This is a genomic window from Roseobacter sp. HKCC-CH-9351, from assembly GCF_037830295.1.
Classification (GTDB): domain Bacteria; phylum Pseudomonadota; class Alphaproteobacteria; order Rhodobacterales; family Rhodobacteraceae; genus M30B80.
This window is the reverse complement of sequence record NZ_JBBLYM010000001.1, coordinates 1589654-1608337: the sequence shown is the minus strand read 5'-3', so window position 1 is coordinate 1608337 and position 18684 is coordinate 1589654. Positions and strand designations below refer to the sequence as shown.

At 57.1% G+C, this 18684-nt stretch carries 20 protein-coding genes; 8 read left to right on the top strand and 12 right to left on the bottom strand.

Annotated elements, in window-relative coordinates; all coding sequences use genetic code 11:
• Window positions 1-18: 18 nt before the first annotated feature.
• Together polA and AAC632_RS08075 are read right to left on the bottom strand one after the other, a co-directional pair.
• Window positions 19-2832, bottom strand: a complete 2814-nt coding sequence (polA, locus tag AAC632_RS08080; protein WP_340297033.1) for a DNA polymerase I — start codon at window positions 2830-2832, stop codon at window positions 19-21.
• An 81-nt stretch (window positions 2833-2913) separates the two neighbouring features.
• Window positions 2914-3099: a zinc-finger domain-containing protein gene (locus tag AAC632_RS08075; protein WP_340251735.1), complete on the bottom strand. Its 186-nt coding sequence runs from the start codon at window positions 3097-3099 to the stop codon at window positions 2914-2916.
• A 129-nt stretch (window positions 3100-3228) separates the two neighbouring features.
• Between AAC632_RS08075 and AAC632_RS08070 the strand changes: the two genes are divergently transcribed.
• Window positions 3229-4164, top strand: a complete 936-nt coding sequence (locus AAC632_RS08070; RefSeq protein ID WP_340297034.1) for an ABC transporter ATP-binding protein — start codon at window positions 3229-3231, stop codon at window positions 4162-4164.
• On the opposite strand, the gene AAC632_RS08065 is transcribed toward AAC632_RS08070, so the two are convergent.
• Genes AAC632_RS08065 through nth form a run of 4 tightly spaced genes read right to left on the bottom strand, consistent with a single transcriptional unit; the run spans window position 4156 to window position 6416 of the window.
• Window positions 4156-4542 (bottom strand): histidine triad nucleotide-binding protein, encoded by a 387-nt coding sequence (locus AAC632_RS08065; RefSeq protein WP_340297035.1) that lies wholly within the window; start codon window positions 4540-4542, stop codon window positions 4156-4158. The two genes, AAC632_RS08070 and AAC632_RS08065, sit on opposite strands and share 9 nt — an antisense overlap.
• A 38-nt stretch (window positions 4543-4580) precedes the next feature.
• The gene (locus tag AAC632_RS08060; RefSeq protein ID WP_340297037.1) at window positions 4581-4733 is read right to left on the bottom strand and encodes a DUF5928 domain-containing protein; all 153 of its coding nucleotides are present in this window, start codon (window positions 4731-4733) and stop codon (window positions 4581-4583) included.
• Window positions 4734-4779: 46 nt separating this feature from the next.
• Window positions 4780-5775 carry an adenosine kinase gene (locus AAC632_RS08055; protein WP_340297039.1) on the bottom strand — a complete coding sequence of 332 codons (996 nt, stop codon included), beginning with the start codon at window positions 5773-5775 and terminating at the stop codon, window positions 4780-4782.
• Entirely contained in the window at window positions 5772-6416 is a 645-nt protein-coding gene (nth, locus tag AAC632_RS08050) for an endonuclease III (protein ID WP_340261472.1), read from the bottom strand. Before nth ends, AAC632_RS08055 begins: the two co-directional genes overlap by 4 nt.
• Before the next feature lie 137 nt (window positions 6417-6553).
• Here nth and AAC632_RS08045 point away from each other — a divergent pair, with 137 nt between their 5' ends.
• The 5 genes from AAC632_RS08045 to AAC632_RS08025 all read left to right on the top strand — a co-directional run bounded on the left by AAC632_RS08045 (window position 6554) and on the right by AAC632_RS08025 (window position 11086).
• Entirely contained in the window at window positions 6554-7399 is an 846-nt protein-coding gene (locus tag AAC632_RS08045) for a methylated-DNA--[protein]-cysteine S-methyltransferase (RefSeq protein ID WP_340297041.1), read from the top strand.
• A 124-nt stretch (window positions 7400-7523) separates the two neighbouring features.
• Window positions 7524-8198 (top strand): OmpA family protein, encoded by a 675-nt coding sequence (locus AAC632_RS08040; protein WP_340297043.1) that lies wholly within the window; start codon window positions 7524-7526, stop codon window positions 8196-8198.
• A gap of 67 nt (window positions 8199-8265) precedes the next feature.
• A complete protein-coding gene (locus AAC632_RS08035) occupies window positions 8266-9033 on the top strand; it encodes a FadR/GntR family transcriptional regulator (protein ID WP_340251753.1) in 768 nt (255 codons plus the stop codon).
• Window positions 9017-9832, top strand: a complete 816-nt coding sequence (gene pcaD, locus AAC632_RS08030) for a 3-oxoadipate enol-lactonase (RefSeq protein WP_340297045.1) — start codon at window positions 9017-9019, stop codon at window positions 9830-9832. The genes AAC632_RS08035 and pcaD overlap by 17 nt, the downstream gene beginning before the upstream one ends.
• Before the next feature lie 42 nt (window positions 9833-9874).
• Window positions 9875-11086 carry a TCR/Tet family MFS transporter gene (locus tag AAC632_RS08025; protein WP_340297047.1) on the top strand — a complete coding sequence of 404 codons (1212 nt, stop codon included), beginning with the start codon at window positions 9875-9877 and terminating at the stop codon, window positions 11084-11086.
• Here the strand turns inward: AAC632_RS08025 and AAC632_RS08020 are convergent.
• A complete protein-coding gene (locus AAC632_RS08020) occupies window positions 11075-12046 on the bottom strand; it encodes a threonine ammonia-lyase (RefSeq protein ID WP_340297049.1) in 972 nt (323 codons plus the stop codon). The genes AAC632_RS08025 and AAC632_RS08020 overlap by 12 nt on opposite strands.
• Window positions 12043-12885 (bottom strand): alpha/beta fold hydrolase, encoded by an 843-nt coding sequence (locus AAC632_RS08015; protein ID WP_340297051.1) that lies wholly within the window; start codon window positions 12883-12885, stop codon window positions 12043-12045. The genes AAC632_RS08020 and AAC632_RS08015 overlap by 4 nt, the downstream gene beginning before the upstream one ends.
• 192 nt (window positions 12886-13077) lie before the next feature.
• Between AAC632_RS08015 and AAC632_RS08010 the strand changes: the two genes are divergently transcribed.
• Entirely contained in the window at window positions 13078-13506 is a 429-nt protein-coding gene (locus AAC632_RS08010; RefSeq protein WP_317654331.1) for an FKBP-type peptidyl-prolyl cis-trans isomerase, read from the top strand.
• A gap of 138 nt (window positions 13507-13644) precedes the next feature.
• Here the strand turns inward: AAC632_RS08010 and AAC632_RS08005 are convergent, their stop codons facing one another.
• The 3 genes from AAC632_RS08005 to fabA are packed head-to-tail and all read right to left on the bottom strand — an operon-like array spanning window position 13645 to window position 16215.
• Window positions 13645-14433 (bottom strand): enoyl-ACP reductase FabI, encoded by a 789-nt coding sequence (locus AAC632_RS08005; protein WP_340297052.1) that lies wholly within the window; start codon window positions 14431-14433, stop codon window positions 13645-13647.
• A gap of 6 nt (window positions 14434-14439) precedes the next feature.
• Window positions 14440-15669, bottom strand: coding sequence for a beta-ketoacyl-ACP synthase I (gene fabB, locus AAC632_RS08000; protein WP_340297053.1), 1230 nt, complete (start codon window positions 15667-15669; stop codon window positions 14440-14442).
• Window positions 15670-15705: 36 nt separating this feature from the next.
• On the bottom strand, window positions 15706-16215 hold the full coding sequence (gene fabA / locus AAC632_RS07995; protein ID WP_340297054.1) for a bifunctional 3-hydroxydecanoyl-ACP dehydratase/trans-2-decenoyl-ACP isomerase: 510 nt from the start codon (window positions 16213-16215) through the stop codon (window positions 15706-15708).
• 255 nt (window positions 16216-16470) lie between these two features.
• Here fabA and irrA point away from each other — a divergent pair, with 255 nt between their 5' ends.
• The gene (gene irrA, locus AAC632_RS07990) at window positions 16471-16905 is read left to right on the top strand and encodes an iron response transcriptional regulator IrrA (protein ID WP_340298743.1); all 435 of its coding nucleotides are present in this window, start codon (window positions 16471-16473) and stop codon (window positions 16903-16905) included.
• Window positions 16906-16930: 25 nt separating this feature from the next.
• Here irrA and AAC632_RS07985 read toward each other — a convergent pair whose 3' ends face one another.
• Window positions 16931-18646: a SulP family inorganic anion transporter gene (locus AAC632_RS07985; RefSeq protein ID WP_340260961.1), complete on the bottom strand. Its 1716-nt coding sequence runs from the start codon at window positions 18644-18646 to the stop codon at window positions 16931-16933.
• Window positions 18647-18684 lie beyond the last annotated feature (38 nt).

Below are 18684 nucleotides of genomic sequence, written 5' to 3'. Positions count from 1 at the left end.
GCCGATTTGTGCGCCCCCTCAATGCGCCTCGGCCCAATTTTTACCCTGACCTGCATCCACGACCAACGGCACAGATAGATGCAAAACAGGGCTTGCCGCGCTTTCCATAACATCGCGGGCGCGGGCAATCAGGACGCCCACCGCGCCCTCATCCACCTCAAAGACCAATTCATCATGCACCTGCAACAACATGGTTGCAGGCAAATCTGCAATTGCCTGATCCATGCGGATCATCGCGCGGCGGATGATATCGGCCGCGGTGCCTTGGATGGGCGCGTTGATGGCCGCGCGCTGCGCAAAGCCTGCGGCGGGGCCTTTCGCCTCGATATCAGGTGTATGAATTTTGCGGCCAAACAAGGTCTGCACATAGCGGTGCGATTTGGCGAATTCCTTGGTCGCGGTCATATAGTCACGGATGCCAGGGAAACGCTCAAAATAGCGGTCGATAAACCCTTGCGCCTCAGCGCGTGGTATCCGCAAATTGCGCGCAAGACCAAAGCCAGAAATGCCATAAATGACCCCAAAATTGATTGCCTTGGCCTGACGGCGAATGTCCGAGGTCATTTGATCCAGTGGGATGCCGAACATTTCAGATGCGGTTGCGGCGTGAATGTCTTGCCCTTCGCGGAAGGCCTGTTTCAATGCATCAATCCCTGCAATCTCGGCCAAAATGCGCAATTCGATTTGGCTATAATCCAAACTGACCAAAACGCGCCCCTGAGGGGCCACAAAGGCCTCGCGGATGCGGCGACCTTCTTCGCTGCGGATGGGAATATTTTGCAGGTTCGGATCGGTTGAGGCCAGACGGCCTGTATTCGCGCCCGCAATGACGTAGGATGTATGCACGCGGCACGTCTCAGGGTTGATATGATCTTGCAACGCATCGGTGTAGGTCGATTTCAGCTTGGCAATCTGGCGCCAATCCAACAGGCGCGCAGGCAATTCGTGACCTGCGGCGGCGAGATCCTCGAGGATATCCGCCCCCGTGGAATAAGCCCCCGTCTTACCCTTTTTGCCACCTTCAAGGCCCATCTTGTCGAACAAGATTTCACCAAGCTGTTTGGGGCTCGCCAGATTAAACGCCTCGCCCGCCAACTCATGCGCTTCGGCCTCGAGCGCCGCCATTTTATGCGCAAAAGCGTTTGACATACGGCTCAGCACATCGCGGTCAACGCAGACCCCTGCCATTTCCATACGCGCCAAAACGGGCACAAGTGGGCGTTCTAGCGTTTCATAAACCCGTGTCACCTGCACCTGATGCAACTGAGGCTTGAACACCTGCCACAGGCGCAAGGTGATATCAGCATCCTCCGCCGCATAGGGGGCTGCATCCTCAATCTTAACCAAGTCAAAGGTGATTGCGGCCTTGCCCGCCCCAAGCAGGGTTTTAATCGGGATCGGTTCATGATCGAGATAGCGTGCAGAGAGCGCATCCATCCCATGCCCGTGCAACCCGCCATGCAGCGCATAAGACATCAACATCGTGTCATCAATTGGCGCGACCTTGATCCCGTATCGGGCCAAGATTTTCGCGTCATATTTCATATTTTGCCCGATTTTGACGATGGCCTCATCCTCGAACACGGGACGCAATGCATCTAGGGCTGTGGCAAGCGGCATTTGCCCCTCGACCAATGCGGCGCTGCCAAAGAGATCATCCCCGCCCGCGCGGTGTTGCAGCGGGATATAACAGGCGTGCCCTGCCTTGGTGGCCAAGGACACGCCAACCAGTTCGGCGCGCATCTCATCTAGGGCGGTTGTCTCGGTATCAATCGCAATGAACCCTTGCGCGCGCGCCGCCTCAAGCCACGGGGTAAGGGCCTCAAGCGTTATGATTGTCTCATACTGGCCATGATCAAAGGCAGGGAATTCTGGTGTGGCAGGGGCCGCCCCGCCCGCAGGCGCAGGGGCCGCGGCGCTCGCCTGAATTTCAGGGGCCTCAACCCCCAAATGATCCGCGACACGCTTGGTCAGGCTGCGAAACTCCATCGCGGCCAGAAATTGCATCAGCGTCTCTGGTTCGGGGTCTTTAACCTCTAAATTGTCAAGGTTGATCTCAAGCGGCACTTGATCATCGAGACTGACCAATTGCCGCGACAATCGAATTTGATCGGCAAATTCAATCAGCGCCTCGCGCCGCTTGGGCTGTTTGATTTCCTCGGCCCGCGCCAGAAGCGTGTCCAAATCACCATATTCATTGATCAAAAGCGCGGCTGTTTTTATCCCGATGCCAGGCGCCCCGGGAATATTGTCAACACTATCCCCCGCCAAGGATTGCACATCAATCACCCGCTCAGGCCCGACCCCAAATTTTGCAAAAACACCGTCAGCATCAATGCGCGCATTTTTCATCGCATCGAACATCTCGACCCCACCGCCGACAAGCTGCATCAGGTCTTTATCCGATGAGATAATGGTGCAGCGCCCCCCTGCCTCGCGCGCTTGCCGCGCAAGGGTGGCGATGATGTCATCCGCCTCGTATCCCTCCAACTCCAGACAGGCGAGGTTAAAGGCCCGCGTGGCTTCGCGGGTCAGCGGCATTTGCGGGCGCAAATCCTCGGGCATGGCATCACGATTGGCTTTGTAGAGATCGTATAGATCATTGCGGAACGTGTGGCTGCCTTTGTCAAACACCACCGCCGCATGGGTCGGCCCGTCAGAGCCGCCATTCTCGACAATCATTTTCAAAAGCATATTGCAAAAGCCCGCCACCGCCCCAATGGGCAGGCCATCGGATTTGCGCGTCAGCGGCGGCAGCGCATGATAGGCCCGAAAAATAAAGGCCGAGCCATCAACGAGATGAAGGTGGCACCCTTTGCTAAATCCGCTCATATTCACACCGCGCTTGTTTCTGGGGTCTTGCTTCCCCTGTTCTAGCGCAGCATCAGAGCGGATGCGACCCGAAAGCGGTGCTTAGGACTTGGCCTTTTTGGCGGCGCTTTCGTGAATGAACATTTTGTCGCAATAGCCACATTCGACACGGCCCGTTTCATGCGGAATGGACAGCCACACCCGTGGATGACCCAAGGCGCCCTGCCCGCCATCGCAGGCCACACGCCATTGGCTGACAATCTCGGTTTCTGGGGCGTCCATGGTCATTGAGCCGTTCCTCCTGTCCTGTCTGTCTGCGCGCGGTGCGCACGCGGGCTGCTTGCCCTAGCCGTAGCATACGCTTACACCTGCCTCATATCGCAGTTTGCCTCCCATCGGGCAAGAGGAGACAGGACAATGCCAAGCGAAAACGCCATCGAGTTGCGCAATTTGCGTAAGACCTACGCGGCCACTGCGCGCAGCCCTGCCAAAGAGGCGCTGAAGGGCGTTGATCTCAACATTCCACGCGGGTCTATTTTTGGGCTTTTGGGGCCAAATGGCGCGGGCAAATCCACGATGATAAACATTCTGGCGGGGCTTGTAACCAAGACCTCAGGCCAAGTGACAATTTGGGGGTTTGATCAGGACAAAAACCCCCGCCAATCGCGCGCCTCTATCGGGGTGATGCCCCAAGAATTGAACATCGACCCGTTTTTCACCCCCCGCGCGGCATTGGATGTGCAGGCAGGCTTGTATGGAATGCCAAAATCGCAACGCGATGTTGAGGGGGTTTTGTGCCTCATTGGGCTTGAGGATAAGGCCGAAGCCTATGCCCGCACCCTCTCTGGCGGGATGCGGCGCAGATTGCTCCTTGGCAAGGCATTGATACACAACCCCCATGTGCTGGTTTTGGATGAACCAACCGCAGGGGTCGATATTGAATTACGTCAAATGTTATGGGCCAATGTGCGTCGCCTGAATGAAGAGCGCGGCATGACCATCATTCTGACCACCCATTACCTCGAAGAAGCTGAGGAGATGTGCGATGAAATCGCCATCATCAACCACGGCGCGGTGATCGCGCGCGACCGCACCGAAAACTTACTGGCGCAGATGGATCAAAAAAGCCTTGTGATCTTGCCAGAAGGGCCAAGCGATGCTGTCACCGCCCCGCAAGGCGTAACCCTTGAGCGGCGCAGCGATGGTGCATTGGTCTTTAGCTATAGCCGCGCCAAAACTAGCCCTGCGGCGATTTTAGACAGTCTGCGGGTTGCGGGCGTGGGCATTCGTGACGTGAAAACCCAAGAACCCGATTTGCAGGATGTCTTTGTCTCGCTCACGCAATCAGCCTGAGCGCTTCGCCAATAAGGGCCCCAAAGCCGCCCCACCCAAAAGATGCAGGTGATAATGCGGCACTTCTTGTCCACCATGATCGCCCGCGTTGGAGATGACGCGATAGCCCTGCCCGCCTTCAGCGAAGGACAGGCCAAGCTCTTTGCACAGCCGCCCCGTTAGGCGCACAAAATCCAAGATTTCCGCGTCTGACGCGTTTTGTGCAAAATCATCATAGGTCACATAGGCCCCTTTGGGGATCACCAGAATATGGGTCGGCGCCTGTGGCCCGATATCGTGAAAGGCCAAACAATGATCAGTCTCAGCGACCGTGTTGTTTGGAATCTCCCCGCGCAGGATTTTGGCAAAGATATTCTGCGGATCGTACTCATGCGGCATATTTTGCGGCCCCCTTTTGGCTTTGGCTTTGGCAGGGGTTAGTCGTCAAACAAATGCGGCGTGTTCAACAGCCCCTGCGCCTGTTCCTGCGATATGGTGAAGAATTGCGCAAGCGCCTGCAAGTTCTCATCGCTATTGCGTGATTGACGGATGATGTAATGCGGATCAAACCCTGCCAATAAGATGCCCATTTGCGAGATTGATCTAGACGAGGTGCAGGCCAAACTGGGCGATTGATCAGATCAAGTTTTGATCGGCGAATACCGCACGCAGGCTGCGCTTGGGGCGCGGGCCGATTTGGGCGATCACCTCTGCCGCCGCAGCCACACCCATCTCGCCTGCGCGCGCAATGCCAACATCCATCGCCATCCCGCCCAAGAACCCCGCGGCGAATTGGTCGCCCGCTCCTGTTGCATCCACAGGGGTGACGGGGGTTACAGCAACCTCGCAACGCGTGCCTTGGTGGATGATCTTCACCGCCTCGCCCGAATGGGTGCAGACAATCAGCCCACACGCCCCCGCGGCCTCGGCCAAGGCCGCGTCCAGATCGCTGGTCTGATAGAGCGACAGCCATTCTTCATGGTTGCCAATGGTGAAATCCATACCTTGCGCAATCAGGTTGCGAAAATCATCGCGGTGCCTGTCCACACAAAACGGATCAGACAGGGTGATCCCCACTTTGCCCCCGCCCGCGCGGCAGGCCTGACCTGCAAGGGTAAAGGCGGACTTGCCTTCGGGTTTGTCATAGAGATAGCCCTCCAAAAACATCCAGCGCGCGGCTTTGGCAGTGTCGACATCCACATCCGCCTCGTTAAAATCAGCGCCTGCCCCAAGATATGTATTCATCGAGCGCTCACCATCTGATGAGACAAAAATCATCGAGCGCGATGTGGGGGGCAAATCCATGTCTGCCACGGGCGGGTTGGGAAAATCGCTGCCATCGGCACGCATGCCATCGGCGTAAAATCGGCCCAACTCATCGTCTTTGACCTTACCCAAAAACGCGGTTTTCAGCCCCAAACTGGCCGCACCTGCGATTGTATTGGCCACCGATCCGCCAGCGGTCTGCACACGATCCGTCATCGCGGCATAAAGCGTCTCGGCGCGATCCTTGTCGATCAATTGCATGATGCCCTTGTCAATTCCCATGTCAGCCAAAAACGCGTCATTGCCATGTGCGATCACATCAACAATGGCATTCCCGATGCCGACCAGATCATAGGTATTGCTCATTGGGTTTTTTCCTCGAATTGACACAAGTCTTTGATCGGGCACGCCCCGCATTTGGGTTTGCGCGCCACGCAGATATAGCGACCATGCAAGATCAGCCAGTGATGGGCGTGCAGTTGGTATGGGGCGGGGACATGATCCTCAATCGCGCGCTCAACCGCATCGACTGATTTGCCAACGGCAATGCCCGTTCGATTGCCCACGCGGAAAATATGCGTATCCACCGCCTGCGCGGGCTGCCGCCACCACATGTTCAAGACCACATTCGCGGTTTTGCGCCCTACCCCTGGCAACGCCTGAAGCGCGGCGCGCGAGGCAGGCACGACACCATCATATTCTTCCACCAAGATTTGCGCCATTTTGATCACATTCTTGGCCTTGTTGCGATAAAGCCCGATGGTCTTGATATGTTCAATCAGCCCCGCTTCGCCCAGCTCCAGCATTTTCTGCGGCGTATCCGCTATCTGAAAGAGCTTTGCAGTGGCGCGGTTCACGCCCGCATCTGTGGCCTGTGCGGAAAGGGCAACAGCCACTAAAAGCGTGTAGACATTGACATGGTGAAGCTCGCCCTTGGGTTCGGGTTCAGCCGCCTCAAAGCGGGAAAAGATTTCGACAAGGGTGCTGTAATCCAATTGGCGTGCCATGGCCTCTTGTGGCGATTGGCGCGCGCGGGCGCAAGCCCTGTTGAAGGGCTTTTGCGCAAGTTTCGGGTCGCGCGGCACCAAAGCCTCGCGTAGGTTTAGTGTAGGCACATCAGAGCAAATAGGGACGAAGCCGCGCGATGAAGACCACCGACAGTGAAACCGAGTATCACTATGGCGTCATTGCCCGCGCCATCGCCCTGATTGATGAAAACCCTGCTGTGGCCAGTAACCTTGACCATCTGGCCGCTAAAATCGGGCTAAGCCCTGCGCATTTGCAGCGGGTCTTTTCGCGCTATGCGGGCATCTCACCCAAGCGCTATGCGCAATTCCTGACGCTTGGCCATGCGAAATCGCTTTTGACCACGCGCCACAGCACGCTTGAAACAGCTGTGCTGACGGGGCTTTCTGGCACGGGCAGGCTTTATGACTTATTCCTACGATGGGAGGCCATGGCCCCCGGTGACTATGCCAAAGGCGGCGCGGGCCTGACCCTGTGCTACGGATGGTTTGACAGCGCCTTTGGCCCCGCTTTGATCGTTGCATCAGATCGCGGGATTTGCGGGCTTGGCTTTGCCGCTGAGATGGGGGAAGCGGCCTGTTTGGCGGATATGGCAAGACGTTGGCCCAAAGCCGATTTGCAGCACGACCAAGCGGCCATCGCCCCATGGGCCAATGCCGCCCTAAGCGCCAAGGGCGAGGCGTCTTTGCACCTAATAGGCGCCCCGTTTCAGATCAAGGTTTGGGAGGCGCTGATGAATGTGCCTGCAGGCCATGTCACCACCTATTCCGAAATTGCAGGGGCCATTGGCGCGCCAAAGGCAGTCAGGGCGGTTGGAACGGCGGTGGGGCGCAATCCCATCTCGCTGCTTATTCCCTGCCATCGCGCCTTGCGCAAATCGGGCGAGATGGGGGGCTATCATTGGGGCCTGCCCGTCAAACGCGCGATGTTGGCATGGGAAACCGCCGCTTTTGAGGCGCAATAATAAACCTCACGCGCCTCTCACGTCTGCGCGAGGCTTTGCCGATTGCAAGCTTGCCCGCTTTCTTTTGCTGCGGCGCAAAGCTATGATGGACGCACGAGCAAATAACCAAGAAAGAAGGTGTTCCATGGCGCAACAGACTGCAGGCCTGCGCGTGAAATCTCTGGGCGCATTGAGCGCGGTTGCCCTTGTGTTGAGTGGCTGTGTCCAAAGCACCGCCGCTGATCCAAACGCCAACCGTACCCGTGACGGGGCGATTGTAGGCGCGATGTTGGGCGGCTTCCTTGGCGCGACCCGTGACGGAGAAAACAGCCGCCGCGATACCGTGATCGGTGCGGCAGCGGGGGCTGCAATTGGTGCAGGGATTGGGTCAATGCTAGATCGCCAAGCGGCTGATCTGCGGGCGCAGATGGATAATGAAAACATTATGATCCAGAACACAGGTGACGAATTGATTGTCACCTTGCCCGAGGGCATCTTGTTCGACACGGACAGCGCCGCCATTCGGGCCATGCTGCAATCGGATTTGCGGGCCTTGGCGCAGAACCTTCAAACCTATCCTGACACGACTGTTGATGTGATCGGTCACACCGATAATACGGGGTCGTCTGGCTATAATATGGATCTGTCCTCGCGCCGTGCGAGCGCGGTTGCGGGTGTCTTGCTTGAAGAGGGAGTTGCCCCTTGGCGCGTGCGCAGTTTTGGCCGTGGCGAAACTGAACCAGTCGCCTCGAACCTGACCCCTGAGGGACGGCAGCAAAACCGCCGCGTGGAAATCTTTATTCGCCCCAGCACCCAATGAGGCGCTAATTCCTTGCCCCGCGCCCTGTCTGGTCATATAAATTGACCAATCAGGGAGGGGCGCGCGGATGCCATTTCAACGGATCGAAGCCGAAAAACTGTCGCATTCTGTGCAGCGCCAGATAGAAATGCTGATCTTGCGCGGCATATTACGCCCTGGTGAACGGCTGCCATCTGAGCGGGAATTGTCAGAGCGGCTTGGGGTTTCGCGCCCCTCGCTGCGCGAAGCGATTGCCGATTTGCAAGATCGCGGCCTTCTGGCAACCCGCGCAGGCGCAGGGATTTATGTCGCCGATGTCTTGGGGTCTGCGTTCTCACCTGCCCTGATCCGCCTGTTTGGCAGCCACCCAGAGGCGGTGTTTGACTATGTGGCCTTCCGCCGAGATATGGAGGCTTTAGCCGCAGAACGCGCCGCACAATTTGCCTCGGACACTGACCTCAAGGTGATCGACACCGTATTTCGCAAAATGGAAGCTGCCCATTCCAAGCGCAACCCTGCGGATGAGGCTGATCTTGATGCGCAATTTCATATGGCGATCATTGAAGCCAGTCACAATGTCATCATGCTCCATATGATGCGCTCTATGTTTGATCTGCTGCGCGAAGGTGTGTTTTACAACCGCTCGGTCATGTTCAAGCAACGCACAACGCGCGATTTACTGCTCGATCATCACCGCGCGATCAATGATGCGATCCAAGCCCGCGATGGCGAGGCGGCGCGGTCCGCCATCCGCCACCATCTGACCTATGTCGAAGAAGATTTGCATCGGCAACAAAAGGCCGAAGCCAATGAACAAATCGCCAAATTGCGCTATGACCATGAACGCGAAAGATAACACCGCCTTCGATTTGACCCTGAACGGGGTGCGCCATCATGTTGAGCGATGGGGCAGCGATCAGGCCCCCGCGCTTGTGCTATGTCACGGCTTGGGGTGCAGCACGCGGCTTTGGGATGGCATGATTCCGCATTTGCCCGAAGGTTTGCAGATCATCGCCTATGATATGCGCGGCCATGGCCAGAGCGATATTCCAGACGGCCCCTATTCCATGGGGATGCTGATCCGCGATGCTGAGGCGTTGTTGGATGAATTGGAGCTTTCTGAGGTGATGTTCTTGGGTCTGTCTCTTGGGGGAATGGTAGCGCAAGGATTGGCGGCAAAGCGGCTTGACCTCATTCGCGCACTTATCCTGTCGAATACAGCCACCAAAATCGGCACGCGCGAGATGTGGCAGTCCCGCATTGCCACAATCGCCAAGGGCGGCATGGCGGCCGCAGCCCCCGCCTTGATGGAGCGTTGGTTCACCCGCGCCTTTCGCGCCAAAGGGGGACACGCAGCCTTTGAGGAAGACCTGAAAAATGTCTCCCTAACAGGCTATCTCGCCGGGGCCGAGGCCATATCAGGCAGTGATTTTTACACCACCACCGCCGCTTTGCGCCTCCAGACCCTTGTCATTGCGGGGGCCGAAGATGGATCCACCCCGCCCGATCTGATGCGCGAGATGGCGGATCTGATCCACGGCGCGCGATTTGAATTGATGCGCAATGCAGGGCATTTGCCCCCTGTCGAGGCGCCCGAAGATTATGCAGCCTTGATCACAGACTTCATCGCGGCCACAGGCCATCTGTCAACCTAGCTTGACAAGCCGCATTCCTCCTCGCATGAGGGGTCTATGACAATGCGCCTGTCGCTTACCTTTATCATGATCACAGTGACGCTTGATGCCATGGGTATCGGGCTGATCTTGCCTGTTATGCCAGACCTTATTGAGGAGGTGCAGGGGATCACCCTCTCTGATGCCGCAATTTGGGGCGGCATCTTGTCGGCCTCTTATGCGGTGATGCAATTCATCTTTTCCCCCATCATTGGCAATCTGTCAGACCGATTTGGCCGCCGCCCCATTTTGCTGATCTCGCTTTTGGTGATGACGGTGGATTATCTGATCATGTCGCAAGCCAATTCGATTTGGTTGCTGCTTTTGGGGCGGATTATTTCAGGCATTGCCGCTGCAACCCACGCCACCGCCCTTGCCTATATGGCCGATATTTCCCCCGCTGAAAAACGAGCGCAGAATTTTGGCCTGATCTCGGCAGGGTTTGGGATGGGGTTTATTTTGGGCCCCGTTCTGGGCGGTATTTTGGGCGGGCTTGATCCGCGCGCGCCGTTTTATGCGGCGGCCCTTCTGGCTGGATTAAACCTGATCTTTGGGATTTTCGTAGCACCCGAAACGCTACGTGCCGAAAATCGCCGCCCCTTCAAATGGGCACGGGCCAACCCTTTGGGCGGCATCATGGAAATTGGGGCGCTGCCAAATCTCGCCCCGCTTTTGGCCGTGATGTTGGCCTATCAAATTTCAAATTTCGTCTACCCCACGATCTGGGCCTATTACACCCAAGCCGCCTTTGGATGGGATACTGGCCTGATTGGGGCCTCATTGGCGGCCTATGGTGTGGCCATTGCCGTTACACAGGGCGCATTGATCCGACCGATCCTGTCCTATTTGGGCGAGGCGCGCGCGGTGCGATATGGCTTGATCCTGAATATTCTATCGCTGTGGGGCTATGGGTTTGCGCCTGAGGCGTGGATGGTTTGGGTGTTGATCCCGATCTCATCCGTGGGCGCGGTGGTGGCCCCCGCGATGCAGGCGCTGATGTCCCGCGCGGCAGGGGCAGATCAACAAGGGGCGTTGCAAGGCGTGCTTGCTTCTTGCTCCGCCTTATCGATGATCATCTCGCCCCTTGTCATGACCCAAGCCTTTTTCTGGTTCACCCGTGAAGGGGCCAACCTTTACCTGCCGGGCGCTGCCTTCTTGGTGTCAAGCCTGCTGATGGTGGCGTCCCTCGTGATCTTCGTCAGCAAGGGACGCGGGATCACGACCTCAGCCGCGTAAAATATCGGCAAAGAGATCAGGATCAACATTGCCCCCTGACAAGGTGACTATGGCCGTGTCGCCCTCCAACTTGGCCCCATGATAGAGTGCGGCGGCCAAAGCCACCGCGCCACCTGGCTCAACCACCAGTTTCAAATGCGCATAGGCCGCGCGCATGGCAGCGCGCACCTCGTCATCGCTGACCACGATCCCCGCCCCTGCCAGGCGGTTAAGGATGGGAAAGGTCAACTGCCCTGGCGCAGGGGTGACAATCGCATCACAAAGCCCTGCTTCTGGCCCCGTGTTGCGACAAATCTCGCCCGCAGCCAGACTGCGGGCCGTGTCATCAAACCCTTCAGGCTCGACTGTGCGCAGGCGCATTTGTGATGCATCCGCCTCAAGCGCCAAGGCAATGCCCGCAGAAAGCCCGCCGCCACCGCAACAGGCCAGAACCTCGGCTCGCTCAATACCCGCCTCGCGCGCCTGTTGGGCTATCTCAAGCCCGCAGGTGCCCTGCCCCGCGATCACATCGGCATTGTCAAAGGGTTTGATCAAAGGCAGGCCGCGATCTTCTTGCAGGCGCGCGCCGATCACATTGCGATCCTCCCCCCCTTTGCGGTCATAAAGGATCACTTCGGCCCCATAAAAGCGCGTATTGTCGATCTTGGCCTGTGGCGCATCGGCGGGCATGATGATGGTGGCCTGCACCCCATGCAGCGCGGCGGCATAGGCCACACCTTGTGCATGATTGCCCGATGAGAAGGCAAGCACGCCTTTGGCGCGCTCTGCTGCAGGTAAATTTGAGACGGCAGACCACGCCCCGCGAAACTTAAAACTGCCTGTCAGTTGCAAAACCTCGGCCTTTGCAAAAACCCTACGCCCCGCAATGTCATCTAGGGCGGGTGCGGATAAGAGCGGGGTTTGACGCACATGGCCCTTAGCGCGGGCAGCAGCGGCACGGATTTGCGCGATATCGCTCATGCAATCTCTTTCAGAAATTGGGATATCACCGCCTGTGATGCGGGTTCATCGAGAAAGGGAACATGGCCGCGATCGGGTAGTTCAGCGTAAATCATATCGGGCCTGCGGGCGCGCATTTTTTCGGCCACCTCCCACGATAGGATATTTGACCCTGCCCCACGGATCAGCGCAAGGGGCAGCGCGGCCAAAGCATCGAAACAGGGCCAAAGATCAATGGGCTTGGCATCAGCGGCAAAGACGGGCGCAACCGCCTCGCGCAGGCGCGGATCATAGCGCAGATGCAGTCCTGCCTCATCCTCGCGCCACAGCCGCGCCACATGGGCGGCCCATGTTTCAGAGGGCACATTGCGGAAACTGGGTTGCAGATCAGGCATGGCCGCCGCCGCCTCGGCCAAACTGTGAAACTTGGGTCTGCGGCCAATATAACCCATGATCGCGGACAACCCTTCGGGCATAATTTCGGGGCCAATATCGTTGAGGCAAACACCGCTGAGCCGTGCGCGCGCCGTAAGCCCCATGATCATCGCCACAATCCCCCCGCGCGAGGTGCCCAATATCGCCGCTTGCGCAAGCCCCAAATGATCCAGCAGGGTCACGACATCTTCGGCCTCTTGCAAAGGGGTGTAGGTGGCGGGATCCGCATAATCCGACCCGCCCCGCCCCCGAAAATCAAGGCGAATGATGCGCGCCTGATCGCGAAAATCGCGCACCACAAAATCAAAATCTTCGCGATTGCGCGTCAGCCCAGCAAGACAGAGTAGAACAGGCCCCGCCCCGCCCGTGTCATCATAGGCAAGGCTCACCCCATCTTTGGCGGTCACATAGGCCGTTTCGCCCATCAGATACCCCCCCCTCTCGCGCATCTACGGGGTCAGAGTATCAGCCGCCTTCGCGTGCACAATCGCAAAATTCACCAACGGGGTTTCAATCTGGGGTAGAAACGCCTACGTTGAGACAGAACCCAATACGGGCACCTGCAAAGATGCGGCCCCGTGACATTCATTTCCCCCAAAATATCCGAAAGGACAGCCATGACGCAGGCGAAAGCAGGCGATACAGTCGCCATTCATTACACAGGCACCTTGGCCGATGGCAGCCAGTTTGACAGTTCCGAAGGGCGCGATCCGCTGCGCTTTACGCTTGGCTCAGGTCAGATCATCGCAGGTCTAGACGCGGCCATCACGGGCATGAGCCAAGGCGAAAAGAAATCGGTGACCATCGCCGCAGCTGAGGCCTATGGCGACCACCGCCCCGAGGCGGTTCAGGCTGTGCCACGGGCGCAAATCCCTGCTGAAATCCCCCTTGAAGTGGGTGGTGGCCTGCAAGTGCAAACCCCAGACGGCCAGACGATCCCCGTCACAGTGACCTCGGTCACAGATGAAGAAGTCACCCTAGACGCAAACCACCCGTTGGCAGGCAAGGATTTGACCTTTGCCGTGGAATTGGTCGAAATCGCCTAATTTAGGCTGATGAGAAAAACAAAACCGCCCCCAGATGCAGGGGCGGTTTTTTAATGCGGCGCGCCGTTTCTAACGCGTCTCGAAATCAGCCGAAGGGCGGCCCAACACCCGCCCAAGCCGATCATATTTTGGCCTTCGTCACAAATTCTCAGGCTGCGCCATGCCCAGAACGTGATAGCCGCCATCCACACGCACAATCTCGCCCGTGGTGCAGGCCCCATAGTCAGAGGCGAGGTAGACCGCCGTTCCCCCAACCGCCTCTAGCGTGGCATTGGCGCGCAAGGGTGCGTTCAGCTCGGTCGTCTTAAAGGTTTTCCGCGCGCCCCCAATTGCGGCCCCTGCCAAGGTTTTCATTGGGCCTGGGCTGATAGCATTGACGCGGATATTTTGCGGGCCAAGGTCATTGGCCAAGTAGCGCACAGCACTTTCCAAGGCCGCCTTGGCCACGCCCATCACGTTGTAAAATGGCGTCACGCGGTTTGATCCTTGATAGGTCAGTGTCAACAATGTGCCACCCTCAGGCATCAATTCCGATGCGCGGCGGGCGATATCAATGAACGAGTAGCAAGAGATTTCCAAGGAATTCGAGAAATTTGCACGGCTTGTATCTGAAAACCGCCCCGTCAATTCGGACTTATCCGAAAAAGCGATGGCATGAACCACGAAATCGAGTGTGCCCCATTTCTCTTTGAGTGCCGCAAATGCCGCCTCCATCGAGGCATCATTGGTCACATCAACATCAATCAAAATGTCCGATCCAACGGATGCGGCAAGCGGTTCCACCCGTTTGCCAAAGGCCTCGCCCTGATAGCTAAAGGCAAGCTCTGCGCCCTCATCTGCCATGGCCTTGGCAATGCCCCATGCGATAGAGCGATCATTCGCGACCCCCATAATCAGGCCGCGCTTACCCTTCATCAAATCCGCCATAATCCCTTACCCCCGATAGCACGACAACAGCATCGAGCCATTGGTGCCGCCAAAGCCAAATGAATTGGTCATCACCGTATCCAGATTTGCCGCCTCAACAAGTGTGGTGGCAATCTCACTTGGGTGCAAATTAGGATCAAGGGTTTCCACATTGATCGAAGGCGCAATGAAATCTTGATCCAACATCAGCAAGCAATAGATCGCTTCCTGCGCGCCGGTGGCCCCTTGGCTGTGGCCCGTCATGGATTTGGTCGAGGAAATTGACGGGGTCTGACCCTCGCCGAAGACGCGGCGCACCGCCTGAACCTCGCCCACATCCCCCACGGGTGTGGATGTGCCATGCGCGTTGATATAGCTGACCTTGCGCCCCTCAGGCAGGGATTGCAGCGCAAGACGCATCGCGCGCTCGCCCCCTTCGCCCGATGGGGCAACCATGTCATGCCCATCCGATGTTGCAGCAAATCCCGTGACCTCGGCATAGATTTTCGCACCGCGCGCCAGCGCGTGATCGAGGCTTTCCAACACAACGATGCCGCCGCCCCCTGCAATCACGAAACCATCACGGTCTGCATCAAAGGCGCGGCTCGCTTTTGTGGGTGTGTCATTATATTTTGAGGACATCGCCCCCATCGCGTCAAAGAGACAGGACAAGGTCCAATCCAATTCTTCCGCGCCACCTGCAAACATCACATCTTGCTTGCCCATCATGATTTGTTCAGCTGCGACCCCGATGCAATGCAAACTGGTCGAACAGGCCGAAGTGATCGAATAATTGATCCCCTTGATCTGATAGGCGGTCGAAAGATTTGCCGAGATGGTCGAGGACATGCATTTGGGCACAGCAAACGGCCCAATGCGCTTGGTTGCGCCCGAATTCAGCACTGTTTGATGCGCAGCCAACATGGCACTGGTGGATGGCCCGCCTGAGCCTGCGATCAGACCTGTGCGTTCATTCACAACGTCGGCCTCAGACAGGCCTGCATCCGCAATGGCTTGCGCCATCGCAATATGCGCATAGGCGGCGCCCGGCCCCATAAAGCGCAAGGCGCGTTTATCGACATGTTCGGTCACATCAATTTTCAGCGTGCCCGAAACATGGCTTCGAAACCCGCGCTCGGCCATATCAGGGTTGAATTCAACCCCAGACTGCCCCGCTTTCAAAGCTGCGGAAACCTCTTGGGCATTATTCCCGATGGGTGAGACAATGCCCAATCCCGTAACGACAACGCGGCGCATTCAAAGCTCCTTCTTGCGTATTCGAACCGCTTCCAATCAGCTTTCTGAAAGGGCGACTTTCATATCTTTGACTTGGTAAATCACCTCACCATCGGCCTCAACCCGACCATCGGCGACACCCATTGTCAGACGCCGCGTTTGCACGGCTTTGGTGAAATCTACATGATAGGTCAGCATTTTGCGATCAGGGCGCACCATACCCGTCAGTTTCACCTCACCCACGCCAAGCGCATATCCGCGCCCCTGCCATCCGCGCCAACCAAGATTGAAGCCCGTCAATTGCCACAGGCCATCAAGACCGAGGCAGCCCGGCATGATTGGGTTATTGGGAAAATGGCAGTCGAAAAACCAAAGATCTGGCTTGATGTCGAATTCTGCAACCACATGGCCCTTGCCATGTGCGCCGCCGTCTTCGGAAATATCGGTGATGCGATCCATCATCAGCATCGGCGGCTCGGGCAATTGCGCGTTGCCAGGCCCAAACAATTCGCCGCGCGCGCATTTCAATAGATCATCTCTGTCAAAGCGTGTCGGATATTGCGACATATCCTCTGCCTCCCCTGCTTATTTTTGCCGAGCACCCGCGAGGAGCGGCCTGTCCGATCGTGTTTATTCGACTTACCATTGCGTTTGCACCCCATGCAAGGGCAGCGCGCAGCAAAGGTAACGATTTTGCGACAGCTTGCCTAAGGTTTTTTCCTGCCACTTGACGCCCAACTGCGTCAATTTCGACAAACGAATTGAAAAACCTACACCTTAGGACATATATTACAACCAGAACTGGCAGGACATTGACCAATGATGACACCCGAAGCCCTAGAGCGCAGCACAAACTGGCTTTCACAGGCGGCGCTCCGCCCGACCCGTCAGCGCCTTTCGCTTGCGACTTTGCTGGTGGGGGATGGTCATCATCGCCATGTGACGGCTGAAGGCTTGCACGCAGCAACGCAAGCGGCGGGTGATCCAGTTTCCCTTGCGACCGTCTACAACACCTTGCGGGCGTTTTGCGATGCAGGGTTGATGCGCGAGGTTATCGTGGATGGCGCGCGCAGTTATTTCGACACCCGCATGGATGACCATCCGCATTTCTTCATGGAAGAAACAGGTCAGCTTGAAGATGCGCCTGCGGGCCAATTAAAGGTCACGGCCCTGCCCGATTTGCCCGAGGGTTATGAGATATCCAAATTGGATGTCGTGATTCGTCTGCGCAAAACCCCAGCACAAGCGGCGGAGTAATCCCCCGCCGCCCTGAGGCACGCTGTCATGCTTTGCCCGAGAGTTTGACCCACGCATCATATTGCGACAGGAACAATTCGCCTGACAATTCATCCAGAAAATGGCTGCGCTTGAGGCGGTCGGTGACAGGCCCCTTCACTTCGGACATATGCAGCCGCACGCCCATGTCACTTAGGCGCGTATTTAACGCCTCAAGGGTTTCTAGCGCGGACATATCAATCTCGTTCACCGCAGAACACATCAGCACCACATCCTTGATCGGGCAATCCTCGACCACGCGATCCAGCACCAAATCCTCAAGGAAGCGGGCATTGGCGAAATACAGCGACTCGTCAATCCGAATGGTCAAAAGGCTATCCGCCGTCTCAACCTTGTGGCGGTTGATATTGCGAAAATGCTGCGTTCCCGGAACAAGGCCCACCTCGGCAACATGGGGGCGCGAGGTTTTGTAAAGGTGCAGCAAGATTGACAAAATCACCCCTGCCGAAACCCCCGTCTCAACGCCAAAGCCCAAGGTCAGCACAATGGTTGCAGCCACCGCCGCAAAATCGGCAAAGGAATAGCCCCATGTTTTTTTCAAAATTGATAAATCGACAAGGCTCAGCACCGCTACAATGATCGTGGCCGCAAGCGTGGCTTTGGGAAGGAAAAACACCAATGGCGTCAATGCCACGGCCGCAATGGCCAAACCCACCGCTGTATAAGCCCCTGCCGCTGGTGTTTCAGCCCCTGCATCAAAATTGACCACGGAACGGGCGAAACCACCCGTCACAGGATAGCCCCCCGTAAAGGCCGCGCCCAAATTGGCCGCACCAAGGCCAATCAATTCTTGGTCGGGATTGATGCGCTGCCGCTTTTTGGCGGCAAGGGTCTGTGCCACCGAAATCGATTCAACAAACCCAATAATCGAGATCAACAGCGCGGGCACAAACAATTGCCCCAACAGTGTTGGCGACAGATCAGGCAGGGTCAAGGGCGGCAGGCTTTGGGGCACATCCCCCACAATCGCAACGCCGTGATCCGCCAACCCAAAGGCCCAAGTGGCAAGCGTTGTCACAACGACGGCCGCAACAGGCCCCGCTTTTTGCGCAATATCAGCCATGCGCGGCGCCATTCCCATGGCCAAAAGCCGCGGCTTTAGGCCCTTGCGCACCCAAAACAGAAACGCGGTTGCCGACAAACCAATCACCACAGTGATCGGATTGATCTGGCCAAGATGCTCGACCAAGGAAATGACCATCTCAACCAATGTATGGCCGCTGGCCTGCACCCCGATGATATGTTTGAACTGGCTTGCCGCAATCAAGATGCCAGAGGCGGTGATAAACCCTGCAATCACGGGATGGCTGAGGAAATTGGCCAAGAAGCCAAGGCGGAAAATGCCCAAAAACAGCAGCATTACGCCCGATAACATCGCAAGGCTTAAGGCCGCCATGGCATAGCCCATTGTGCCCGCCTCAGCGACCTGTCCAACGGCAGCAGCGGTCATCAAGGACACAACTGCCACAGGCCCCACCGCCAAAGCGCGGCTTGTGCCGAAAATAGCATAAAGAATGATGGGCGCGATCGAGGCATAAATCCCCGCCTCAGGCGGCAAGCCCGCCAAAAGCGCATAAGCCAGCGATTGCGGGATCAGCATGATCGTTACAATCACTGCTGCAATCATATCATTGGAAAAGGCGTGGGAATTATATGTCCGTCCCCAATCAAGGACGGGGAGGTAACCGGAGAGCTTCTTCATGGGACAATTGCCTGTCGTCTAGCGGTAGGGTTTTGGCA

Excerpts from the sequence above, each read along its gene's own strand:
- AAC632_RS08035 (WP_340251753.1), top strand. The coding sequence starts at position 8,266 with ATGCCATTTCAACGGATCGAAGCCGAAAAACTGTCGCATTCTGTGCAG.
- AAC632_RS08075 (WP_340251735.1), bottom strand. The coding sequence starts at position 3,099 with ATGACCATGGACGCCCCAGAAACCGAGATTGTCAGCCAATGGCGTGTG.
- AAC632_RS08005 (WP_340297052.1), bottom strand. The coding sequence starts at position 14,433 with ATGGCGGATTTGATGAAGGGTAAGCGCGGCCTGATTATGGGGGTCGCG.
- pcaD (WP_340297045.1), top strand. The coding sequence starts at position 9,017 with ATGAACGCGAAAGATAACACCGCCTTCGATTTGACCCTGAACGGGGTG.
- AAC632_RS07985 (WP_340260961.1), bottom strand. The coding sequence starts at position 18,646 with ATGAAGAAGCTCTCCGGTTACCTCCCCGTCCTTGATTGGGGACGGACA.
- AAC632_RS08055 (WP_340297039.1), bottom strand. The coding sequence starts at position 5,775 with ATGAGCAATACCTATGATCTGGTCGGCATCGGGAATGCCATTGTTGAT.
- AAC632_RS08015 (WP_340297051.1), bottom strand. The coding sequence starts at position 12,885 with ATGGGCGAAACGGCCTATGTGACCGCCAAAGATGGGGTGAGCCTTGCC.
- AAC632_RS08010 (WP_317654331.1), top strand. The coding sequence starts at position 13,078 with ATGACGCAGGCGAAAGCAGGCGATACAGTCGCCATTCATTACACAGGC.
- AAC632_RS08060 (WP_340297037.1), bottom strand. The coding sequence starts at position 4,733 with ATGGGCATCTTATTGGCAGGGTTTGATCCGCATTACATCATCCGTCAA.
- AAC632_RS08065 (WP_340297035.1), bottom strand. The coding sequence starts at position 4,542 with ATGCCGCATGAGTACGATCCGCAGAATATCTTTGCCAAAATCCTGCGC.
- AAC632_RS08040 (WP_340297043.1), top strand. The coding sequence starts at position 7,524 with ATGGCGCAACAGACTGCAGGCCTGCGCGTGAAATCTCTGGGCGCATTG.
- AAC632_RS08045 (WP_340297041.1), top strand. The coding sequence starts at position 6,554 with ATGAAGACCACCGACAGTGAAACCGAGTATCACTATGGCGTCATTGCC.
- fabB (WP_340297053.1), bottom strand. The coding sequence starts at position 15,669 with ATGCGCCGCGTTGTCGTTACGGGATTGGGCATTGTCTCACCCATCGGG.
- fabA (WP_340297054.1), bottom strand. The coding sequence starts at position 16,215 with ATGTCGCAATATCCGACACGCTTTGACAGAGATGATCTATTGAAATGC.
- polA (WP_340297033.1), bottom strand. The coding sequence starts at position 2,832 with ATGAGCGGATTTAGCAAAGGGTGCCACCTTCATCTCGTTGATGGCTCG.
- nth (WP_340261472.1), bottom strand. The coding sequence starts at position 6,416 with ATGGCACGCCAATTGGATTACAGCACCCTTGTCGAAATCTTTTCCCGC.
- AAC632_RS08020 (WP_340297049.1), bottom strand. The coding sequence starts at position 12,046 with ATGAGCGATATCGCGCAAATCCGTGCCGCTGCTGCCCGCGCTAAGGGC.
- AAC632_RS08070 (WP_340297034.1), top strand. The coding sequence starts at position 3,229 with ATGCCAAGCGAAAACGCCATCGAGTTGCGCAATTTGCGTAAGACCTAC.
- AAC632_RS08025 (WP_340297047.1), top strand. The coding sequence starts at position 9,875 with ATGCGCCTGTCGCTTACCTTTATCATGATCACAGTGACGCTTGATGCC.
- irrA (WP_340298743.1), top strand. The coding sequence starts at position 16,471 with ATGACACCCGAAGCCCTAGAGCGCAGCACAAACTGGCTTTCACAGGCG.